This is a genomic window from Neobacillus rhizophilus (assembly GCF_018343535.1).
Classification (GTDB): Bacteria; Bacillota; Bacilli; order Bacillales; family Cytobacillaceae; genus Neobacillus; species Neobacillus rhizophilus.
The window spans coordinates 767,311-789,152 of sequence record NZ_JAGYPF010000002.1 but is presented as its reverse complement, the minus strand read 5'-3'; the positions used below and the strand labels follow the sequence as shown (position 1 = coordinate 789,152).

Here is a 21,842-nt window from a genome sequence, read left to right as displayed (position 1 = left end):
GGGCGAGTAAATCCTATCTTTTGACGAGTAAAACCCAAATCGAGCGAGTAACTTTTAAAAAGGTATTATTAAGATCTCATATGTTACCTAAGCCAGGCTCACCGCCTGGCTTTTTTGGGTGATCCCCCCTAAAAAATAAGTTTAGAAAGTAAATCATTTATTTTGGAAAGTAATTGGCCAAAAAGTGTAAGTAAAACATGAATGTGGAAAGTATTTCTCCCCATTTGGAAAGTAACCACACCTAATCGGAAGGAGTATCCAATAAATAGAAATAACATCAAAAAGGGTAATTGAAAAGGTACCTTTTTGGGTAGATTTGGCCTCTCCATATAGGGATGGGCGAGTAAATCATGAAATTAGGCAAGTAAAACTCAAAAGTTGACGAGTAAAACCTATCTTTTGACGAGTAAAATCCCAAATCCAGCGAGTAATTTTTAAAAGGTATTATTAAGATCTTATATATTACCTGAGCAAGTTTCGCCGCCTGGCTTTTTTGGGTGATCCCCCCTAAAAAATAAGTTTAGAAAGTAAATCATTTATTTTGGAAAGTAATTGGCCAAAAAGTGTAAGTAAAACATGAATGTGGAAAGTATTTCTCCCCATTTGGAAAGTAACCACACCTAATCGGAAGGAGTATCCAATAAATAGAAATAACATCAAAAAGGGTAATTGAAAAGGTACCTTATTTGATAGGTTTGGCCTCTCTAAATAGGGCTTGGCGAGTAAAATCTAGATTTTGGCGAGTAATTTAGGAAATCAGGCGAGTAAATCTATAAAGTTGACTAGTAAAACCACAGAAATGACGAGTAAAGGCAGGGCCAACCCCTGCCTTTTTTGGTTTGAAAAAATGCTCCGTTTCTCAGAACGGTTTAAGGGCGGATTGTGTCTAACAAAAAAATAGCCCCCGCAACCTGAACGTGTCCATTGCGGGGGCATTTCTTATTTTCCTTTGATTTCTAGGAGTTTCAGTTTTAAGTCGTTTTCCATCGTGGCAAGTTCTTGTTCGGCAATCCGGCGTTTGTGGCGGCCTTCCTCTTGGATTCTCAGCGTCTCCTCCAATGTGGAGATCAGGTTTTCCTGTGTTTTCTTAAGCGTTTCGATATCGACAAGGCCACGCTCGTTTTCTTTGGCTGTTTCAATAGTATTTGTTTTCAGCATTTCGGCATTTTTTAGCAGCAGCTCGTTCGTTGTTTTCGATACCTGCTTCTGTGCCTCCACCGCATGCCGCTGGCGGATGAGTGTCAGTGCAATCGCCACTTGGTTTTTCCATAACGGAATGGCTGTAACAATGGAGGACTGAATTTTTTCCACTAATGCCTGGTTTGTGTTTTGAATCAGGCGAATTTGCGGTGCACTTTGAATCGTGATCTCCCGGCTTAGCTTCAAATCATGGAGACGTTTATCGAGCCGGTCCGCAAATTGAATCATATCGTTGACCTCTTGAAACTTCATCTGGTCATTTGTGGCTTCTGCTTCTCTTTTTAGCTGCGGGATTGTCTTTTCGTACATTTCCTCAAGCTTAATTTCACCAGCGGCAATATAGACATTGAGGGCATGGAAATATTCTTTATTCGTTTCATAAAGCTGTTCGAGCAGCTTAATATCGGACAACAGCACATTTTTGCTGCGCTCCAGCTTTACACTGATGCGGTCAATTTGCGCCCCCGTTTTCTGGTACTTGGACAGAACCTCCTGAAGCGAGCTGGAGATTTTTCCAAACATCCGTCCAAAAAAGGACGGCTTGCTATCCTTTAGCTCGTCCGGATTCACTTCGTTGAGGCGCTTCATTAAATCGCTGATGATTTCTCCAATTTCACCAACGTCCTTTTGCTGAACATGCTCAAGCATCGCGTGAGAAAAGGAGAGCAGCTTTCCTTGTGCCTGTGTCCCGTACTGAATCATCGCCTGATGGTTGGTCGGGTCAATTTGTTCGGCTAGCTGATAAGCTTTGGCACGGTGCTCCTCCGGAATAACATCGATAAGTTTCGTCGGTCTTGGGGCGTCCCCAGGCTGCTGAACCACTGGGCTTTTCGAGGGCTGAAGCCCATCGCCAAACGGATCAGCAAGAATATCGTTTAAAAAATCACCTTTTTGCAATGGATTATTTTCGGTCATTTTAACCACCTATTTTCTTCAGGGAATTTAGCTTCTTTTTGTTTTTTAATCGTATGTTTGGCAACATCAATTTCAAAATTTAAATGGTCCACGTCATCTGAGACCACATGATATAAATCTTCCTCAAGTACCTTGGTAAGTTCATTCAATGTCTGTCTTGTTTCAATCAGAGATTGATTAATTTCCAAGCTTTTTTTCGGCTGAGCTGAAAGAAAATTGTATTTTTCCGTCAGCTCGATAACTGAATCGAGATGGGAAAAATAAAACGGCTCGGCCTGATAAAAACGCTTCGGCTCCTTGAGAGCCATTTTTTGAATTTTTTTGGTGATGCGAAGAATATCAATTCTCTGCTTCACTGACGACAGGTCGCGAATACTGAAAAGCGATTTATTCAAACGGCGGATTTTTTTCTGGGCATCCGCTAAATTTTTTCGAATATAACGGTATTCCCTCCATGACAGCTGGTGTTTTTTCAAAAACGTTGAAGTCATGATTGGGCCTAGGATCAAATGGGTTAGAACTCCTGCGGCAATCGCGATACCAATCGACGGCAGAAAGTTTATGTTCATAAAGAAAAAGCTGACAAAGCCCGCCATGATGGTAACCGGTACAGCCACAAACGAGCGTAGAATTAACGAAAGAATGGGATTCATTTTAATCGACTCCTGACTATTCATCACTTCTATTCATACGTATGAAAGAAGCGAATGTTTCATTTTCGAATGAATTGCCAACAAATGAAAGTTATTTCCATCTATTAATTCCACAATACATGAAAAAACTCCTGCCCGCCATAGACTCGAATCGCAAACAAACTACGACCTGAGACCTATTTTTTTGAGAAGGCGGGTGGTGGTTTTTTCTATACCTCGTATAGTTCAATGGGAAGGCCGTCCGGGTCTGAGAAGAAGGTGAATTTCTTGTTGGTGTGGGTGTCGATGCGGATGGGCTCCACCTCTATTTGCTGCTCTGTTAAATGGTGAACCGCTTCTTCGATGTTCTCTACTTCAAAGGCTATATGCCGTAGGCCTGCTGCCTCCGGATAGCTTGGTCGCTTGGGTGGATTCGGGAAGGAAAACAGTTCAATCTGATATTGGCCATTCACTTCTAAGTCCAGTTTATAGGAATCCCGCTCGTTTCGATATGTTTCGCTTTTTGGGGTGAGGCCAAGAATTCGCACATAAAAATCCTTTGACTTCTCATAATCAGAACAAATAATGGCAATATGATGGATTTTCTTTAATTTCATAAATAACACAACTTTCTACATAAAAATAGGAATAACCCTCTTTCCTCCCTGTAGGAGACAAGAGGGCTGAAAAGCTCAATACTTACAAAGGTTTAGTCAGTTTAAACCTAAATTCAAAAAACGTCCACCCTACATGGCCAATGTCCACAAGCGGTGCCTGATACTTTTAATGACACCCTTTAACTTTAAGCCCCAAAATCCTCTGGCCTATCCCCTCTTTTGCCAAAGTGGTAGAGGATGGCTTGGACGATGCGCCCGGAGGCGATGCCGTCGCCGTAAGGGTTTGAGGCTTTAGCCATTTGGTCGTGTGCGGCCGAATCCGTAAGCAGTTCGTCAGCCATTCCAAAGATGGTTTCTTCATCGGTGCCCGCGAGCTTTAGCGTGCCGGCGGCAATCCCTTCTGGACGCTCGGTTGTATCCCTTAGGACAAGAACCGGAACACCTAACGATGGTGCTTCCTCTTGAACACCTCCGGAATCAGTAAGAATCAAATATGCCTGTGAGGCAAAGTTGTGGAAATCAATAACATCCAGCGGTTCAATCAAATGAATTCGGTCATTGTCTCCCAAGATTCGACCGGCAATCTCGCGAACAACCGGATTCATATGTACCGGGTAAACGACCTGAACATCATCGTGCTTTTCAACTAAACGGCGGATGGCATTGAACATGTTCTCCATTGGTTTCCCGGTGTTTTCACGACGGTGGGCTGTCATAAGCACCAATCTATCTCCGCCAAGCCTATCTAATACAGGATGCGAATATTGGCTTTTAACGGTGGTCTTTAACGCATCAATAGCGGTATTTCCTGTTATGAAAATAGATTCTTCCTTTTTATTTTCGACTAATAGGTTCTGCTTTGACTGAACCGTTGGCGAAAAATGAAGATCAGCCAAAACACCTGTCAGCTGGCGGTTCATTTCTTCCGGGTAAGGTGAATATTTGTTGTGCGTACGAAGCCCCGCCTCCACATGACCAATCGGAATCTGATGATAAAAAGCTGCTAAACTTGCCACGAACGTTGTGGATGTATCGCCATGAACCAGCACGATATCTGGTTTAACCTCGGCCAAAACCTGATCAAGTCCCTCCAGCGCGCGGGTGGTCACTCCGACTAACGATTGTCTTTCTTTCATTATATTTAAATCATAATCAGGCGTAATTTCAAAAATATTCAATACCTGGTCTAACATTTCACGATGCTGAGCCGTCACCGTTACAATTGACTTGATTTGCACCGGATGCTTTTCCAGCTCCTTTACAAGCGGCGCCATTTTGATTGCTTCAGGTCTCGTACCGAATACCGTCATAACCTTTAATTGCATATCTAATAAGACCTCCATTAGTTAATCTACAAACCATTATACCTTTCAAATACTTTTTTGAAAAATTACTGCCAGTTCCATGCTAACGATTATAACAAAAGACACCTTGAAACTATGGCCGCCATTCCCTGCTGCCTCCGCAGCAAAATTTTGCAGGTACAAATTCCCGTTATCCAACCACCGAATATATTGCCATTGTTGATTTTTTAAAAATTCCGAATATAGAGGTGAATCATGCATTGAAGAAGAGGCTCCTATTTACCATTCCGATCAGCTTACTGCTGATTGCGGCGATTGTCACTTCCTTTATCCTCATCAACATCAAGCCTTCCAAAGGAGATGTATCGCAAGCCCAGAGGCTGAATGAATATACAAAGCCTGCGGTGGTGCGGATTATTGACTATGCATTGGTCGGGTGGCAGTTTAACGACTACAACCCTGAAGTCGAAGCTGTTTTGGAACAGTTAAAATATCAGACGCTTATCGGCGGGTCGGGTTCAGGCGCGATTATAAGCGCTGACGGCTATATCGTTACCAATGCCCATGTCGTCGAATATGGAAAAATGGCTGACCAAGAGGTGGCCGATGCAGCATTCCAACAACTGGTGACCATCATGGCGGACCACTTCCAGGTTGATTACAATACTGCTTATAATTATTTAGTCGCCTATACTCAGTATACCGAGATTAATCGTGTCACTAAGGTTATTTTACCCGGCGGAGATGTTCTCGATGGGGAAATTAAGAGCTACGGTGCGCCGATTAACCAGGGAAAGGACGCTTCCGTTGTAAAAATTGAAGGAAAGAACCTGCCAACCATCCCTCTTGGTGATTCCAGTGACGTCCAAAACCAGGATAATATTTGGGTAAGCGGGTATCCGGCCGCTGCCGATTCGGACCTTTTATCACCCGATTCATCTCTCGTTTCTACCATGAATGCCGGGCAAATTTCCGCGACTGACAAAAAGACCGATCAAGGAAGTCCGGTAATTCAAATCAACGCCGCGGCTACTCACGGAAATAGCGGCGGACCTGTCATTAACGAAAAAGGGCAAATTATCGGGCTTCTGACCTTTAGAGGCGATACGGTCAACGGTCAAGAGGTGCAGGGCTTTAATTTTGCCGTACCAGTCAATACAGTCAAGGAATTTGTGAACCAGGCCGGTGTCAGAAACACCAAGAGCGAAACGAATCGGCTTTATAAAGAGGGCCTTGAATTGTATTGGGGCGGATACTATAAACATGCCTTGGAAAAATTCGAAGCAGTCCAGCGGATTTATCCAAATCACTCGGAAATAAAAGAGTATATCAGCAATTCTGAGGAGAAAATGAGCAAAAGCAAGATGCTTTGGTCCGATTATGCCACCTTCTTCTATATTGGTGACGGTGTAGCTGGTCTGCTAGTTCTGATTCTTTTGGTGTTCACCTTTGCTAGTAGTTCGAAAAATAAGGCGGCTGCAGCTGTACTTCCGGCTGCTGGTCCGGGTGTGGATATGGGTGTGCAGGGCCCGACGCCTACTGTACCACCAACGCCAGAAATGAATTTAAACGACCTGAATAAGGACGGCAAGGTGGATATCCAGGACCTTCTGATTGCCCTGCAGGAACAGCAGAAAAAACAAAATAAAGATGGAAATAGCGAGTAAAATACTTGTGCTATTGGAAAAATGAGAAAAGGGGATCCAGTTCGATAAAACTGGATCCCCTTTTCTATTGTGGGGAAAATGCCAATCAGCGGCTACAATCTTTTAAACCCTATCAAAACATACTTTCGAATTGGACTTTTTTCCAAATGGTGATAATATATCCCTAACTACTATATATTTAACTGTACCAAAAGATTCATTTTTGCATCCACAACGGTTACATCAACACGTATTTTCTAACATTTAAATCTTTCACAAACTACCACAACAAACAACACCGCTACTTGAAAGCGCCGACTACATAACCAATTGTCCACCCCAGAAGGACAATTGTCCACGGGCGGTTCCTGACACCCATAGCATAGAAACTAACACCTATATTGTTATACTATTAAACTACATATTTTGGAGGTCTACTATTATGGAGATTCAAACAAAAAAAGGTAGAAAGTGGCTAAAAGTAACAGGAATTATTATTTTACTAGTTTTTGTTGCGGCGGGGGTTTATGGGTATATGGTTTATCATTCGCTCAAAGAAGCCGTAGTCACCATGCACCAGCCGGTTAAACGAACCGTGCCGGAAAAACGGGAACAGCCAGTTGCTTTGGAAAAAAAGGAGCCATTTTCTGTGTTAATGCTCGGTGTCGATGAACGGAAAGGGGACAAAGGCCGTTCGGACACGATTATCGTTTTGGCTGTTAATCCAAATACCAATTCGGTTAAAATGCTCAGCATCCCGCGAGACACTCGAACGGAGATTGTCGGAAAAGGAAAAGAGGATAAAATTAATCATGCTTATGCTTTTGGCGGAATTCCCATGTCAATGGCTACCGTCGAAGAATTTCTTGATATTCCAATTGACTACTATATGCAGATCAATATGGAAGGCTTTCAGGATATTGTCGATGCGGTTGGAGGTGTCAAGGTCTATAATGATTTTGATTTTTCCGAAGGGGATTCCCACTTTCCTATAGGAGAAATAAACCTTAATGGTGAGCAGGCTTTAAGTTTTTCAAGAATGAGGTATGAGGATCCCAGAGGTGATTTTGGCCGGCAGTTAAGACAGCGACAGATCATTGAAGGAGTAATTGATGAAGGCATGAGCCTGTCAAGCCTGACCAAATTTTCCTCCATTTTTAACGCGATTGGAAAAAACATAAAAACTAACCTAACCTTCGATCAAATGGTAGACATCCAAAAAAATTATAAAGACGCCGGAAAATCGATTCAGCAAATGGAAATCAAAGAAACGGGGAAGTTGATCAATAAAATTTACTATGGACTGGTCTCACCAGAAGAAAAGACAAGAATCCAAACCGAACTAAAGAAACAATTGGAATTACAATAAAAGAATAAAAGAGAAGTACCTGACTGGCTAAAAGGGCAGCTTACCCCATTTAGCCAGTTTTTTTGTGATGCACAGGGACGGTTCTTCTGCCTCATAAAAGGAAACATTTCTGGGTTTGCGCATATAAAAATATAACTGTTTTTAAGTTATTTTGAAAAGAAAGAGAAAAATTGAGAAAGATAAATTTTTTTTTATAAAGGGAGGGAAAAAGGTGACTCAAAATCTGCTATTGGCCTTTGGGTTAACTTTATTTGCCGGCCTTGCGACTGGGATTGGCAGCGTACTTGCATTTTTCACCTCGCACACAAATACAAAGTTTCTTTCAGTCACACTTGGATTCTCCGCAGGTGTCATGATTTATGTGTCCATGGTTGAGATTTTTGTGAAGGCAAAAACGGCACTAGTTGACGCCATGGGGCCCGTTCCAGGCAACTGGCTGACCGTCGGCGGTTTCTTTGCAGGGATGCTTTTGATTGCCAGCATCGATAAATTTATTCCAAAGCAAAGCAACCCGCATGAACTTCGTACGGTTGAAGATATGTCCGATTCCGGAGGGGCAGTTGCAGCAGCCGGAAAGAAACCAGACTTACTAAAAATGGGGACATTCACGGCCCTTGCGATTGGCATTCATAACTTTCCAGAAGGGATTGCTACCTTTACCTCTGCCCTCCAGGACCCAAAGCTTGGAATCGCCATTGCTGTGGCCATTGCCATCCACAACATCCCCGAAGGAATTGCGGTTTCCGTTCCGGTTTATTTTGCCACCGGCGATAAAAAAAGAGCGTTTAAGCTATCCTTTCTTTCGGGACTTTCGGAACCAATCGGGGCGTTAGTTGCTTACCTTTTCCTAATGCCTTTTCTTAACGATATTATGTTCGGGGTTATATTTGCCGCCGTAGCCGGGATTATGGTATTCATTTCCCTTGATGAGCTGCTGCCAGCCGCCAAACGATATGATGAAGCCCATCTGTCCATCTATGGGTTAATTGGCGGGATGGCTGTAATGGCAATCAGCCTCCTGTTGTTTATATAAAATATTTAGGGTTCGGTTCCCTGGGGACCGAACCCTATTGATATTTTAATCACATTTGCGCTTTAATAAATCTCCGTCCAAACAATAGAAGCATATTATAATAGTTAAAAGCAGCGTTTTTATAAAAGCACTTGGATAGGCAGTGATGACAATGGTTTGGTTGTATTATCTTGTTTCTTATATCGTTGGTAATATCATGTTCGGTTTCTTGGTATCCAAGTTGTTGAAAGGGCAAGATATCCGCGAGCACGGGAGCGGGAATGTCGGAGCAAGGAATGCTGGGCGTGTTTATGGAAAAAAGGCCTTTGTTCTAACTTTTCTGGGAGACGCTTTGAAAGGCGCAGCAGTGGTACTTGCCGGGCGGTATCTGCTGCATTTTTCAGAGATAGTCCAAATGATAGGACTGGTGTTTGTCATTGTTGGTCATCTCAAACCGATTGTCCTTAGGTTTAAAGGCGGCATGGGGATTTCGACCTTTATCGGCGGAATCATTGCGTTCGAGCCGCTGCTAGCATCCGTAATTGTTCTCGCATTTCTCGTACTCTATCCTTTTTTTAAAAGCTTCACATTCGCAGGCTTGGGGTCGTTCCTTTTTATTCCTCTATTCTTGGTAATCAACACGAATAATTGGGTTATCCCTGCCATTGCCTCAGGCATAATATTGCTCCTAATCCTGGCCCATATAGTAAACATTAAGGAGCGGATAAAAAAATAGTTCATCGTTGCAATGTTCCGCTGTTCAAGTGAATGGCCACTAAGATGCTTTGGTCTGTGATACGGTGGCTTCTTTCGAGGTCGGAGATAGTGCGGGCGAGGCGGATGATTTTGATTTGGGCTCGGTTGCTGAGTCCTTTTTTGTTTAATAGATCATTTAGGGTTCGCTGCTGCTCCCCTGTCAGCGGGCTTGGTTTAAAGAGGACCTCATAAGGTTGTAAACTGTTCGTAATACATAAAAAGTCCTACTTGAAAATAATTATTTTATAAGGGGGGATGTTTCTGAAAGCAATAAGATTGCTTCAAAGGCTGGTTGGTGCAGTACTCTTGATTTTGGGTATATACCTTATTTTTGGAACGCAAGAGTTCTTTGGGACCATATTGATTATCTTGGCTTTCTTAATTTTCCCAAGCATTAAGAAAGAAAAATCCTCTGGCCATCATTATGATAGAGACTATTTACATGATACCGCTAATGATAACGATAATTATGGCAGTTCCGACAGTGGAGGCGATTCAGGTGGCGGCAGGGACTAATCATGAACCATCTAGCAAAATGACCCCGGTAAGGATACTGTTTACCGGGATCATTTTTTATTTTCTTTTTGAAAAAAAGTACAAAAACCACACCGCATGATTCTGTTCATCCGCGGCGGCCCTGCGAAAGACCTCCCTAATAAACGGGTCGTTTGCGGTATCGGAAATTTCTAGATAAAAATCGACCGTTTTTTGCTCATCCACCAGGGCAAACTCCAGCCCATTCAGGTAATTTCCGGGACATTCTTCAATAATTTTCGGCTGCGGATGCTGCCCCGTTAGTCTTCGGTATATTTCCACAAACTGCTGATAATGTTTGATTTCATCCTGGCGAATTTCCAGGATTTGATCTCGTTCTCCCTTGTTAGAAGCCAAATTGGCCAGCTTGGCATAACAATCGATGGCACTGTACTCCCCATTGATCGCCCTCTCCACTTCACCTATCAATTTATTGCCTTGCCGGTTTAATGCGTCAAGGTAATTGGAATAAGGATACATAGAAAAACCTCCCACCCATTCTTATTTAATATCCTATGGGTGGAAAGGTGATTGGTGAAAGGATAATAAATTTTTGAGGTTCCCTTCAAAACAGCAAATTCAACAAGATTTCCCGGGAAAACTGCAAAATTCGACTCTAAAAAGGGCCTTATTGATGTAATGGGCGGGGCCCCGACAGTTATTTGAGAGTAAAGAAACCAACTGTTTTCTTTTTGGAAAGGCTATTTTTCCAACAAACGGAAACTTTTCACATCAATAGACGTATATATTTTTAGGACTGTTAATGATGGAGGTATTTCGTGAAAATAAAAACCAAGTTGCCAGAATTTAATGAAGATGTACACCTTGAGCTTATTAACAACAATTGGGTTCCGCTGAAAGAACCTAAACATGTGGTAAGTGCTATTTTTTTGTCTCTTCCATTTATGATGATCAATGGACTTATCTCTAGTGGGATAATAAATCTTTTCTCTCCTATTTCATTGAGGGAATTTGGGCTGCTATCCGATTCTATATCATTAACCATCGACTTTGGAGTCATTTTATTAATAATATTACTTGTAATTTTTCATGAATTGCTTCATTTAATTTTTATCCCCAATTTTATTAACTCAGACAATACATTTATTGGGCTAACATGGTTTGGCGGGTTTGCAGCCACTGAAGAAGTGATGTCAAAATCAAGATTTATCCTGATTACAATAGCACCATTCTTAATCATTTCCGTTGTTTTGCCATTTATATTAGGTTTCTTCGGGCTATTAACTTCGACATTAAAGTTTTTGATTATAGTAAATTCATTGGCTTCATCTGTAGATATGCTGAATCTCCTACTGATAATCAAACAAGTTCCGAATAATAGTATTTTAATAAATAACGGGCACAAGACCTATTGGAATCATTAAACATACGGACTTCAAATTTTGAAGCCTTTTTTAGTTTTTAAAAAAACAGCCCATCCTTGATTTAAATCACATACTTATTTTGTCGCGGTGAGGTTGGCTGGATTTTGAATTTGGCGTTCTAAAACAGATTTCGTATTGGGTGATAGTATTTTTCTCTCCAACCACTCGTGACAATCAAGCACATTCTGCGATAGTATAAATCTATCAAACTCTTTAAGGAGAATGCTTATGCCTTCCTACGAAAGTCTCCCGCGAGATGGAATTTTTCATGCGGTCTGCCCGCTTGACTGTCCGGATCAGTGCGGCCTCCTGTTACACAAAAAAGACGGCAAGATTGTCAAAGTCGATGGCGACCCGGAACACCCCGTGACAAAAGGGCACATTTGCAATAAGGTTCGGAACATGGCGGAACGGATTCATGACGAAAAACGCCTGCAATATCCGCTGAAGCGCATCGGGGCAAAAGGCGAGGGACGGTTTTTGCGGATTAGCTGGGACGAAGCGCTGAGCAACATCACGGATCACTGGAAGCAACTAATTCAAACAGACGGCCCTGAGAGCATCCTTCCCTATAGCTTTTACGGAAATATGGGGCGGCTAGCAGCCGAAGGTATGGACCGCCGCTTTTGGAACAGGCTTGGTGCCTCACGGCTTGACCGGACCATCTGCAACTCGGCCGGGGCAGTCGGATACAAGTATACAATGGGCGGTAGCTTTGGCATTGACCCTGAGGAGACAATTCACACGAAGCTGTTCATTTTCTGGGGCATCAATGCGGTGAGCACGAACATGCACCAAGTGGCTTTGGCGCAAAAGGCCCGCCGCGAAAATGGAGCCAAGATTGTCGTCATCGATGTCCATAAAAACCAAACTGGTAGATTGGCGGATTGGTTTATTCCGATTTTGCCGGGCACGGACAGCGCCTTGGCCCTCGGCATCATGCACATTTTGTTTGACGAAAACATGGTCGATGAAGACTTTTTGAAAAAATATACGGTTGGGCACGAGGAACTGCGAGAGCATGTGAAGCAATATGACCCGGCTACGGTTTCTAAAATTACCGGGGTGCTAGCAGACGATATCTATGGCTTGGCACGAATGTATGGGTCTACGTCGCCTTCTTTTATTCGAATTGGAAATGGCCCGCAGCACCACGATAATGGCGGCATGTTCGTCCGGACAGTTTCCTGCCTGCCAGCGTTGACTGGCCAGTGGCTTGTGAAGGGCGGCGGCGCCATCAAAGGCAATTCGGGATACTTGGCCCATAACGCAGCAAGGCTGCAGCGGCCTGATTTTTTGAAAAATAAAAACACACGCAGTGTGAATATGAATTTGCTCGGCGATGCCTTGTTAACGCTTGATCCGCCTGTGAAGTCAATGTATGTATATGGTTCTAATCCGGCAGTTGTGGCTCCTTCAAGCGGGAAGGTGCGTGAAGGACTTGCACGTGAAGACTTGTTTATTGTGGTGCATGATTTATTTTTAACAGAAACGGCCAAGTACGCGGATATTGTGCTTCCGGCGACATCGTCGGTCGAAAATACCGATTTCTATACTTCGTACTGGCATCATTTTGTGCAGCTGCAGCAGCCGGTCATCGAACCGTTCGGCGTGGCGAAGTCGAATGTCGAGGTATTCCGACTGCTCGCTGAGCGAATGGGCTTTACGGAGACGGCGTTTACGGAGACGGAAGCGGAAATGATTACGTGTGCGCTTGATAACCCGCGAAATCCTTATATGGGAAATGTGAACTACGAGGTGCTGGCAGAGCGCCATTATGTGAAGGCTGATGTTAAGCCGCTGTTCCCGGGCAGGCTGCCGACGCCAAGCGGGAAAATCGAATTATACTCGGAGCGGATGAAGGAGGACGGGTACCCGCCGCTGCCAACCTACGTGCCGTTGGTGGAAGATGACGGTGAGTTCCCGTTTCAATTTGTCCCGGGACCGAATCATAATTTCTTAAACTCGACTTTTTCTAACAACGATAAGCATGTTTCCTTGGAAAAAGAGCCGCGTCTCTTTATGAATTGCAAGGATGCGACACGACTGGAGATTGAGGATGGTGAACATGTCCGGGTCTGGAACCATCGTGGTGAGGTAGAGCTGAAAGCCGCGGTCGGGGACAGCGTTCTTCCGGGAGTGGTTGTGACACAGGGTTTATGGGCTGATGAAGCTAAGAAATCGGGCGCAACCGTAAACACATCAACAAAGTACCTGGTTAACTCCCTCACACCTGACCGAATTGCCGATATGGGCGACGGCGCCACCTTCTTCTCAGGCCGAGTGGCAATCGAAAAACTGAATGGGATGTAAAAACACTCAAAATGTCCACGCACGGTGCCTGACACCATAAATGCCCCATCTTACAACTCTCTGTAAATTATAATAAAAGGAAGTTTTCCAAATTCTAAAGAATGAGGATACTTCCTTTTTTTGAAACGCTGATTTTTTGATAATCATGGGGTTCTCAAATGAATATTTTACTGATTGTATATGCAGATTTTTTATTGAAGGTCTTATAACTGAAGATGTATTTTAAGTTTCGCCAACTCCCGTTCATTTCTAGCTGCCTTTTCCCAAATATGGTCCTGGTCTGCTTGCATGTCGGTTAGCTTTGCATGGATTTCCGCAAATTGTTTTTGGTTTTCGGCACGCATTTCTGAAAGTTCCGCTTTTATCCCTAGCTGTTCACTTCGTAATTCTGACAGTTCTGCTTTTATTCCTTGCTGTTCCCCTCGTAATTCCGACAGTTCCGTTTTAATCCCGCCTACCATTCCAATTAAATTAGAAAGCATTTCTTCTAGCCTGTCAAATCGTTTCCCATCCATCACAATCACCTCCCTTTTCTAAAAAAATTATACTCCTATATACTTTGGATTACTATGCCAAAAACAGTAAACCTGTCGAACTATCACATATCATACAAAATTCTGTCAGTGTCCACCCCACGTGGACAAAACCCAATTTGTCCACGTGCGGCGCCTGACACCTCTACCCTGCTTTGTACCCCTTCCCCATCATTTCGTGGACGTTGTGGACGGTGACATAAGCGTTTGGGTCGATGCATGCAATGGTGTTTTTGAGTTGAACGATTTCTTGTTTGTTGATGACAATGTATAGGACCTCTTTTTTCTGGCCGGTATAGCCGCCGTGTCCTTCGAGGACGGTAAGGCCGCGTGACATTTTCTCGGTAATAGCGGCCAAAACTGCCTCAGGCGAGTTGGAAATGACTAAAACGGCAACCCGTTCATCAAGCCCTTCCACGATGAAATCAATCGCCTTCGCCCCGACGTACACAATCAACAATGTGAACATCGCTTTTTCCAAGCCGATGATGAATATCGATCCTGCGACCACGACAATGTCAATGATGAGCATCGCTTTTCCCATGCTCCATCCAAAAAATTGATTCGCCAGTCTTGCCAAAATGGTCGTGCCCCCAGACGTTCCGCCAGCGCGAAAAATAAAGCCTAAACCTGCTCCCACTAGCAATCCGGCAAACAACGAGGCAAGCAGGGTATCCTCCGTCAGCTTTCTTCCGATATCCTCTGTTAAAAATAAAAACCCTGAACAGGCTGCAAGCGAAACTAGTGTATAAACAAAAGCTCTTTTATCAAAAAATTTATATCCTATTAAAATTAGTACGGCATTTAATACGAAGTTCACAACACCTGGCGACCAGCCAAACAAATAGTGAGCCACAATGGTGATCCCTAAAATGCCGCCTTCGGAGAGATGGTTTGGGATGGTAAAATAATTCACCCCTATCGCAAAAATAAGGGCACCAAGAAAAATATATAGGATGTCCTTTGCCGTTTTTTTCATGAAAATACCGTCCTTCTCTTAAGTTCTATCTATAAGGATACAACATAATATCAAAATTGTTTATAGAGGGGGCGAAATTTCGAACTTAAGTATATTTAGACCTACAACTTTCTTCCCTTACGAAACTTGAAAAAGTTTTTTATGATGAAAAAGCTTGGGTGAAAAATAAGGAAAAACTACCTAAAAAAGGACATAAACCCTCAATTAAGAACGTATTTTTTGAATGATGCTAATTTTGTCCTTCAATAAGAACAAATTGGTACTTAGACTTTTTTTAGGGGGGATTCCATTTTTCCTGAAGTAAAATGATAGATTTTTAGGAGGCGACATGGTTGAAAAAGAGAGAAATAACTAAAGCAAAGAGACTTTTATCCGCAGCACTTGCCGTTTCACTTGTAACCGTTCCATTTTTTCCAACAGGGAAAGCTAATGCAGCCCCGAAAAACAGCAATGCTAATCCAATGGTAGAACTCCGTCTAATGGAAACGACGGATCTGCATACCAATCTACTAAACTATGACTATTACAAGAATGCCGAATACTTAAAGGTTGGACTGGCCAGTACCGCAGCGCTTGTGAAGGATGCCCGTGCAGAAGTAGATAACAGTCTATTGGTTGATAATGGGGACTTGATTCAAGGGACGCCGCTCGGTACCTACTTTGCAAAGGTAGAACCGTTAAAACGCGGCCAGGTTCACCCGGTCTTCAAAGCAATGAACCAAATGGGCTATGATATGGCCACATTGGGGAATCATGAGTTCAATTATGGCCTTGATTTTTTAGAAGAAGCATACAATGACGCGAATTTTCCATTTGTCAATGCGAACGTATACATTGATGACCATGACAATAATCCGGATAATGACGTAAACAAATTTACGCCTTACAGAATCATCAACAAAAAGGTCGTCGATGAGCAAGGCAAGAACCATGTGATCAAAGTTGGCTTCATCGGCTTCGTGCCGCCGCAAATCAACGAGTGGGACAAGGCGAATCTGGACGGCAAGGTTATTACAAAAAATATCGTGGACACAGCTAAAAGGTTTATTCCGCAAATGCGTGAAAAAGGCGCGGATGTCATCATTGCGATGACACACTCCGGATTCAACGGAAACAAGGCCAACACGGAAGATGTCATCTATGCCTTAAGTGAAGTGCCTGGCATCGATGCGATTACGTTCTCACATACGCATAAGTTGTTCCCGGCAAAGGACGTTAATTCTCTCGATGGATTGTTCAAAGGAGCTGACGGCCAACCGCTACCTGGTGTAGATAATGCAAAAGGAACCATTAACGGCGTTCCAGCTGTCCAAGCTGGTTATGGCGGCGGATCGTTGGGGATTATTGACCTTGATCTTGTGAAGGTGAAAGGAAAATGGTCAGTGGCTGATTCTCAGTCTGCCACACGTGAGATTTATTCGCCAACACAGGTAAAGCCGGTTCAATCCATCGTGGATGCGGTGAAGGCGGACCATGAAGCAACAATTAAATACGTTAATACTCCGATTGGAAAAACAACCGATGATATCTACAGCTATTTTGCACTAGTACAGGATGACCCTTCCATCCAAGTCGTCACCGATGCGCAAAAATGGTATGTGGAAAAATATATTGCAGGGAGCAAACCGGAATATAAGGACCTGCCAATCCTTTCAGTTGGTGCACCATTTAAGGCTGGCCGCAACGGAGTGGCCGAGTATACAGAAATTCAAAAAGGCGATTTAACCATTCGCAGTGCCGGCGACTTGTATTTGTACGATAATACGCTGAAGGCCATTAAGGTCAAAGGCTCTGTTGTCAAAGAGTGGATTGAAATGTCAGCAGGGAAGTTTAATACGATTGACCCATCGAAAGCAGGAGATCAACCTCTATTAAACTCAGGGTTTCCGGTTTATAACTTTGACGTTATTGACGGTGTTCAATATCAAATCAATGTAACTGAACCAGCTAGATATGATAAGGATGGAAATCTAGTTAACCCGGATTCAAGCCGTGTTGTCAACCTGACTTATAACGGTCAGCCTGTCGATCCAAATCAAGACTTTATCGTGGTTACGAATAACTATCGTGCCGGCGGCGGCGGTAACTTCCCAGGCGTAAAGGGAAGCGAACTGGTTGTAGATTCAGCAGATGAAAACCGTCAGATTTTGATGGATTATATTACGGAAAAGAAAGAAATTACGCCTACTGCTGATGGAAACTGGTCGATTGCCCCAATCGCCGGAAATGTGAATGTTACCTTTACATCTTCGCCTGAAGGAGCAAAATTCCTTAAGGAAGGCAGCAATATTTCCTATACCGGAAAAACCGACAAGGATGGCTTCGGCATTTATAAATTGAACTTAAGTGTGGAGCCTGTCAAGGTCCAGCTGCTTGGCATGAATGACCTACACGGACAATTGGATACGGATACAACAGTAAACGGCAAACTTGCGGGGAGCATGGAATACACAGCCGCGGCACTTCGAGAGCGTGAAGCAACCAACCCAAACACCCTGCTTGTCCATGCAGGAGATATGATTGGCGGCAGCCCGCTTATCTCTGCTCTTTTTCAAGATGAACCAACCGTCGAGGTCATGGAGTCATTGGGCTTTGATGTCGGCACCCTTGGCAACCACGAATTTGACGAGGGAATCGATGAGCTTCGCCGGATGATTAATGGCGGGGAGCATCCTGACGGAAAAGGAACGGCTGGATACGATGGGATGAATTTCCCGGTTATTGCGGCCAATGCTTATGACAAATCCACTGGCGAGTTAATCACAGCACCATATGCGGTGAAAGAAGTCGGCGGCGTGAAAATTGGCTTTATCGGCGTCATCACCCAAGAAACGCCGGAAATGATTGTCACAAAGGGCAACGAAAACCTACAAATTACCGATGAAGCAGAAGCCATTAACAAATATACGGCAGTGTTAAAAGAACAAGGCATTCGGGCCATCGTCGTTCTCGCACATAATCCAGCGGCACAGACTGGGTATACAGATAAGTTCGATGCTTCAAAAATTGCAGAGACTATTGATGATGAGGTCGATGTGATTTTCGCAGGACATAACCATGTTTATAACAATAGAATTGTAGATAACAAATTAATTGTTCAAGCCTACTCTTACGGTTCTGCTTTTTCCGATGTTGACCTTGAGCTAGATCCTGTATCTGGCGATGTCTTGAAGAAGGAAGCGGAAATCGTAACGGTTTTCCAATCTGATTATACTCCTGACCCTGCTGTGTCATCTATCATGAAAAAGTATGAGGATTTGGTGGCACCGTTAAAGGCCGAGGTGGTAGGCAATTCGTTGACTAGCCTGGTTAAGGGATACCCTTCTGCTGCAGATGTGATTGGTGACAACGGGCTAGGCAACCTGATTGCCGATGGCATGAAAGCAGTGATGAACTCAGACTTCGCCCTGATGAACGGCGGGGGTGTCCGTGCCGATCTTGACGCAGGAGAAGTGACGTTCGGCGATTTATTCGCGATTCAGCCATTCGGGAACGTACTAAATAAGGTTTACTTAAGCGGTGCTGATTTGGAAACAGTTTTGAACAATCAGATTACCGACCGCGGCCTCGACTTCCATATTGCTGGTTTCAAGTACACCTACACTTTTGACCCGGTATCGAAAACTGGAAAAGTTGTCGACCTCTTCCTGCCTGATGGAAGTAAGATTGACCCTAACAAGGAGTATTCGGTTGTCGTGAACAATTACATGTATGGAAATGCGAAATACGGAATTGGTGCTCTATCAACTGGCCTTGAGGTAGGTCCAGAGGATTTAGAGGCAACCGTTGAATTTGTCAAATCCCTTCCGAAACCATTTGAATATAAGGCTGAGGGACGGATTCAAAAAGTGACACAATAATTGTTTTTAGCAAAGCAGTCTTACCTCGGGTTAGACTGCTTTTTTTACGCCTCACTACGTAATTGCGAGGGTTTACTACATAAAATGGATTTCTCACCACAAAATTTTAATTTCTTACTACAAAATCCTTTGCCCTCACGACATTTTTTGGAATTATCATCCAATAAAAACCTTTTTGTCTACATTAAATGAATTAATTTGTTAAATCAATCGAATACTTCGCAAACCCGCCGCCCGATGGACCGATATATTGAATATTTTTGAATAGCTTTGTGTAGTCCTGCGCCCTTGGCGAGGATTCGAATAGAGGGACGACTGTGCCTTGGAATCTCGCAATAGACCAGTTCTGATCCGCAGACGGGTTAATCGTTTTGTTTTCGCGAATATAGTTCGTGATGATTTGGCGATTTTCATCCGGTGACTGAAGAATGACTTCACCCTGGCTAACCCCCGGAAAGGTTTTGCTGGATGCACGGTAATTATTTGTTGCGACAATGAACCTCTGATCCGCGGTAACCGGTTTTCCCTGATAAGTTAGGTTCACGATTCGGCTTGAGTTCGGATTAATCAGTTTCCCGTTATAATCATATTTCGCAGGCTTGGTCACATCCACCTGGTACTGAACACCGTCAATGATATCAAAATTATAGGACCGAAAATCTGGATTGACTAGCTGCTCCTCGCCTCCCGTTGCTGGATTTAACTGATTGAACTGCCCTGCACTCATTTCGAGCCATTCCTTTAGCTGGGCTCCGTTCACCAGTACAGCCTGGAGAGTATTCGGATACAAATACAAGTCAGCGACATTTTTGATAGCCAGTGTTCCTTCTGGGATATCCGTGTAATAGCTGGACCCGCCGCGTCCGCCGGCTTTAAATGGCGCTGTCGCCGAAAGGACCGGAATGCCTGCAAATTTGCTGTAGGTTGGATCCTTCAATTTTTCAACCAAATACTCCGTTTGCGCATTATTGACGATTTGCACGGATGGGTCGTCCTGAACAAGAGCGAAGTAGCTGAAAACCGGTGCGCTAGTCTCGCCAATCGGCTGGTTGACATAATCAATCGTGCCTATATGCTCCGGCAAAATCTCATTCATTAAGGCTTCGTCAGTTTCCACAAGCGAATTGCCTTTTTCATCGACAATCGGCCTAAGTGTACTCGTGCCGCCAGCGACCGCCCATTTTCCACGGATTTTTTGCAACTTAAGGTCAATGACACCCAAATGGCTCCCAAACGAACCCGCCATCGCGACTGGTTTACCGTAGATAGTTCCTTTTTCAAGATTTGTATTTGGCAAATTCGCATAGAGCGGACCCGGGAATAAGTTATGCGAATGACCGGTAAATACGGCGTCGATGCCCCTGATTTGTGTTAAGTAGTAGGCTGCATTTTCCATGTCAGGTGAATAGGGTTCAGCGCTGATTCCCGTGTGGGCAAGCGCCACAATCACGTCAGCCCCCTTCTTTTTCATTTCCGGGACAAGTTTTTTCGCCGATTCTACAATCGACTTGGTGGTAACCTTACCCTCTAAATTAGCTTTATCCCATTCCATGATTTGGGGCGGCACAAAGCCAATCACCCCTACTTTAATGACGTGATTTTGCCCCTCATCATCGATCACTTTTTTATTAAAAATAACATAAGGCTCAAAATAATGTTTACCCGTTGTTGCATCATAAACATTAGCGTTCACTACCGGCATTTTCGCCCCTTCAAAGGCACGGGTTAGAAAGTCCAACCCATAATTAAACTCATGGTTGCCGACAGTAATCGCATCGTATCCCAGCATATTAAAGGCCCTCGTGACTGGATGGACATCACCATCTTTTAGCCCTCTTACCTTTGCGACATAATCCCCCAGCGGATTCCCTTGTATATTATCGCCATTGTCAAAAAGCAATGAGTTTTTAACCTCGTTCCGGGCTTGTTTAATCAAAGAGGACGTCTTCACTAGCCCTACCTTGTTATCTTCTTTTGTCTGGTAATAATCATAGTTTGCTAAAAATACATGCAAATCAGTGGTTTCAAGCAGGCGTAACTGAACCGTAGGATCCTCCCTTACTGCGTTGGCTAATTTCGGAAAAATATGACCTGTGAGCTGCCAGGCTATTAAAAGCAGCAAGACAGCCACAAAAGATATCCTCTTCATTAAAGAAAAATCCTCCCCTTACCTGTCAAAAAATCATACAAACAAAAATAGTATTTGTATAATGTTTTAGAATATGAATTAAAGTGGAGAAATTTAAAGGAAACCTGGGCCATTAACAAGTCTAAGCGGGGTTTAAAATAAATTCCTGAAGACCAAAATGGTGGCTAGAGGAGGCACTTTTATGAGAGTTTTACTAATTCTACTTTGTGCGGGAGCCATTTTTGTTTCTACGTGTACATATAGCTTTGATCAATTAATACGGATTGGGGAGATTCGGTTTGAGTGGGACCTTCATCCAGACCTATCTGTGTTCCTAGAGCCATTGCCAGCCCACCTTAGTGGTGACTTTCTGCTTCAAAAAGCGGGACATTTCAGCGCTTTTTTCATCCTGACAATATTGCTGCAATCACGATTTCAAGCAAAAGGGGCTGCGATGATTCTCGCCATTTCCTACGGGGTATTCACCGAGATTCTACAATTATACTTTACCCGCGATGGAAGACTGTTTGATATTGGGTTTGATTCCGCCGGCGTTTTTATCGCGTTGTTTGTTAGAAGCTGTATACCTAGACAGCAATCCAGAGATATTCACTTTAAATAAAAAAGCTGGCCGCCCCCTAGGGTTTGACCAGCTTCTT

18 protein-coding genes are annotated in these 21,842 nt (G+C 43.5%); 9 read left to right on the top strand and 9 right to left on the bottom strand.

Features of this window, described 5'->3' with window-relative positions:
* Window positions 1-939 precede the first annotated feature (939 nt).
* From KHA99_RS11605 to wecB, 4 genes are all read right to left on the bottom strand, one after another.
* Complete coding sequence (locus KHA99_RS11605; protein WP_213117601.1) at window positions 940-2,115, bottom strand: toxic anion resistance protein; 1,176 nt, start codon at window positions 2,113-2,115, stop codon at window positions 940-942.
* Window positions 2,112-2,768 (bottom strand): 5-bromo-4-chloroindolyl phosphate hydrolysis family protein, encoded by a 657-nt coding sequence (locus tag KHA99_RS11600; RefSeq protein ID WP_213117600.1) that lies wholly within the window; start codon window positions 2,766-2,768, stop codon window positions 2,112-2,114. Before KHA99_RS11600 ends, KHA99_RS11605 begins: the two co-directional genes overlap by 4 nt.
* A 209-nt stretch (window positions 2,769-2,977) precedes the next feature.
* Window positions 2,978-3,364 carry an SMU1112c/YaeR family gloxylase I-like metalloprotein gene (gloA2, locus tag KHA99_RS11595; protein WP_213117599.1) on the bottom strand — a complete coding sequence of 129 codons (387 nt, stop codon included), beginning with the start codon at window positions 3,362-3,364 and terminating at the stop codon, window positions 2,978-2,980.
* A gap of 185 nt (window positions 3,365-3,549) precedes the next feature.
* Complete coding sequence (wecB, locus tag KHA99_RS11590) at window positions 3,550-4,689, bottom strand: non-hydrolyzing UDP-N-acetylglucosamine 2-epimerase (RefSeq protein ID WP_372447586.1); 1,140 nt, start codon at window positions 4,687-4,689, stop codon at window positions 3,550-3,552.
* A gap of 239 nt (window positions 4,690-4,928) precedes the next feature.
* Here wecB and KHA99_RS11585 point away from each other — a divergent pair, with 239 nt between their 5' ends.
* The 4 genes from KHA99_RS11585 to KHA99_RS11570 all read left to right on the top strand — a co-directional run bounded on the left by KHA99_RS11585 (window position 4,929) and on the right by KHA99_RS11570 (window position 9,431).
* The gene (locus KHA99_RS11585; RefSeq protein WP_213117597.1) at window positions 4,929-6,335 is read left to right on the top strand and encodes a trypsin-like peptidase domain-containing protein; all 1,407 of its coding nucleotides are present in this window, start codon (window positions 4,929-4,931) and stop codon (window positions 6,333-6,335) included.
* Between the two features lie 421 nt (window positions 6,336-6,756).
* On the top strand, window positions 6,757-7,683 hold the full coding sequence (gene tagU / locus KHA99_RS11580) for a polyisoprenyl-teichoic acid--peptidoglycan teichoic acid transferase TagU (RefSeq protein ID WP_213117596.1): 927 nt from the start codon (window positions 6,757-6,759) through the stop codon (window positions 7,681-7,683).
* Window positions 7,684-7,894: 211 nt separating this feature from the next.
* Complete coding sequence (gene zupT / locus KHA99_RS11575; RefSeq protein ID WP_213117595.1) at window positions 7,895-8,716, top strand: zinc transporter ZupT; 822 nt, start codon at window positions 7,895-7,897, stop codon at window positions 8,714-8,716.
* 145 nt (window positions 8,717-8,861) lie between these two features.
* Entirely contained in the window at window positions 8,862-9,431 is a 570-nt protein-coding gene (locus KHA99_RS11570; RefSeq protein ID WP_213117594.1) for a glycerol-3-phosphate acyltransferase, read from the top strand.
* A gap of 1 nt (window position 9,432) precedes the next feature.
* On the opposite strand, the gene KHA99_RS11565 is transcribed toward KHA99_RS11570, so the two are convergent.
* Entirely contained in the window at window positions 9,433-9,663 is a 231-nt protein-coding gene (locus KHA99_RS11565; RefSeq protein WP_213117993.1) for a magnesium chelatase subunit ChlI family protein, read from the bottom strand.
* A gap of 43 nt (window positions 9,664-9,706) precedes the next feature.
* On the opposite strand from KHA99_RS11565, the gene KHA99_RS11560 reads away from it, so the two are divergent.
* Window positions 9,707-9,967 carry a hypothetical protein gene (locus KHA99_RS11560; protein WP_213117593.1) on the top strand — a complete coding sequence of 87 codons (261 nt, stop codon included), beginning with the start codon at window positions 9,707-9,709 and terminating at the stop codon, window positions 9,965-9,967.
* A 57-nt stretch (window positions 9,968-10,024) separates the two neighbouring features.
* Here KHA99_RS11560 and KHA99_RS11555 read toward each other — a convergent pair whose 3' ends face one another.
* Window positions 10,025-10,465, bottom strand: coding sequence for a ferritin-like domain-containing protein (locus tag KHA99_RS11555; RefSeq protein ID WP_213117592.1), 441 nt, complete (start codon window positions 10,463-10,465; stop codon window positions 10,025-10,027).
* A 299-nt stretch (window positions 10,466-10,764) separates the two neighbouring features.
* On the opposite strand from KHA99_RS11555, the gene KHA99_RS11550 reads away from it, so the two are divergent.
* Window positions 10,765-11,370, top strand: a complete 606-nt coding sequence (locus KHA99_RS11550) for a DUF3267 domain-containing protein (protein ID WP_213117591.1) — start codon at window positions 10,765-10,767, stop codon at window positions 11,368-11,370.
* A gap of 228 nt (window positions 11,371-11,598) precedes the next feature.
* A complete protein-coding gene (locus KHA99_RS11545; protein ID WP_213117992.1) occupies window positions 11,599-13,683 on the top strand; it encodes a molybdopterin-containing oxidoreductase family protein in 2,085 nt (694 codons plus the stop codon).
* Window positions 13,684-13,886: 203 nt separating this feature from the next.
* Here the strand turns inward: KHA99_RS11545 and KHA99_RS11540 are convergent, their stop codons facing one another.
* Together KHA99_RS11540 and KHA99_RS11535 are read right to left on the bottom strand one after the other, a co-directional pair.
* A complete protein-coding gene (locus KHA99_RS11540; RefSeq protein ID WP_213117590.1) occupies window positions 13,887-14,198 on the bottom strand; it encodes a hypothetical protein in 312 nt (103 codons plus the stop codon).
* 163 nt (window positions 14,199-14,361) lie between these two features.
* Window positions 14,362-15,195 carry a YitT family protein gene (locus KHA99_RS11535; protein WP_213117589.1) on the bottom strand — a complete coding sequence of 278 codons (834 nt, stop codon included), beginning with the start codon at window positions 15,193-15,195 and terminating at the stop codon, window positions 14,362-14,364.
* 332 nt (window positions 15,196-15,527) lie between these two features.
* Here KHA99_RS11535 and KHA99_RS11530 point away from each other — a divergent pair, with 332 nt between their 5' ends.
* Window positions 15,528-19,055, top strand: a complete 3,528-nt coding sequence (locus KHA99_RS11530; protein ID WP_213117588.1) for a bifunctional 2',3'-cyclic-nucleotide 2'-phosphodiesterase/3'-nucleotidase — start codon at window positions 15,528-15,530, stop codon at window positions 19,053-19,055.
* Between the two features lie 193 nt (window positions 19,056-19,248).
* Here KHA99_RS11530 and KHA99_RS11525 read toward each other — a convergent pair whose 3' ends face one another.
* The gene (locus tag KHA99_RS11525; RefSeq protein ID WP_213117587.1) at window positions 19,249-21,204 is read right to left on the bottom strand and encodes a bifunctional 2',3'-cyclic-nucleotide 2'-phosphodiesterase/3'-nucleotidase; all 1,956 of its coding nucleotides are present in this window, start codon (window positions 21,202-21,204) and stop codon (window positions 19,249-19,251) included.
* Window positions 21,205-21,385: 181 nt separating this feature from the next.
* On the opposite strand from KHA99_RS11525, the gene KHA99_RS11520 reads away from it, so the two are divergent.
* On the top strand, window positions 21,386-21,805 hold the full coding sequence (locus KHA99_RS11520; protein ID WP_213117586.1) for a VanZ family protein: 420 nt from the start codon (window positions 21,386-21,388) through the stop codon (window positions 21,803-21,805).
* Window positions 21,806-21,842: the final 37 nt, after the last annotated feature.

Bases quoted from the DNA above. Each gene is read 5' to 3' on its own strand.
- KHA99_RS11555 (WP_213117592.1), bottom strand. From the start codon at position 10,465: ATGTATCCTTATTCCAATTACCTTGACGCATTAAACCGGCAAGGCAAT.
- gloA2 (WP_213117599.1), bottom strand. From the start codon at position 3,364: ATGAAATTAAAGAAAATCCATCATATTGCCATTATTTGTTCTGATTAT.
- KHA99_RS11560 (WP_213117593.1), top strand. From the start codon at position 9,707: ATGTTTCTGAAAGCAATAAGATTGCTTCAAAGGCTGGTTGGTGCAGTA.
- KHA99_RS11540 (WP_213117590.1), bottom strand. From the start codon at position 14,198: ATGGATGGGAAACGATTTGACAGGCTAGAAGAAATGCTTTCTAATTTA.
- KHA99_RS11545 (WP_213117992.1), top strand. From the start codon at position 11,599: ATGCCTTCCTACGAAAGTCTCCCGCGAGATGGAATTTTTCATGCGGTC.
- KHA99_RS11570 (WP_213117594.1), top strand. From the start codon at position 8,862: ATGACAATGGTTTGGTTGTATTATCTTGTTTCTTATATCGTTGGTAAT.
- KHA99_RS11605 (WP_213117601.1), bottom strand. From the start codon at position 2,115: ATGACCGAAAATAATCCATTGCAAAAAGGTGATTTTTTAAACGATATT.
- KHA99_RS11535 (WP_213117589.1), bottom strand. From the start codon at position 15,195: ATGAAAAAAACGGCAAAGGACATCCTATATATTTTTCTTGGTGCCCTT.
- KHA99_RS11525 (WP_213117587.1), bottom strand. From the start codon at position 21,204: ATGAAGAGGATATCTTTTGTGGCTGTCTTGCTGCTTTTAATAGCCTGG.
- KHA99_RS11520 (WP_213117586.1), top strand. From the start codon at position 21,386: ATGAGAGTTTTACTAATTCTACTTTGTGCGGGAGCCATTTTTGTTTCT.
- wecB (WP_372447586.1), bottom strand. From the start codon at position 4,689: ATGCAATTAAAGGTTATGACGGTATTCGGTACGAGACCTGAAGCAATC.
- KHA99_RS11600 (WP_213117600.1), bottom strand. From the start codon at position 2,768: ATGAATCCCATTCTTTCGTTAATTCTACGCTCGTTTGTGGCTGTACCG.
- tagU (WP_213117596.1), top strand. From the start codon at position 6,757: ATGGAGATTCAAACAAAAAAAGGTAGAAAGTGGCTAAAAGTAACAGGA.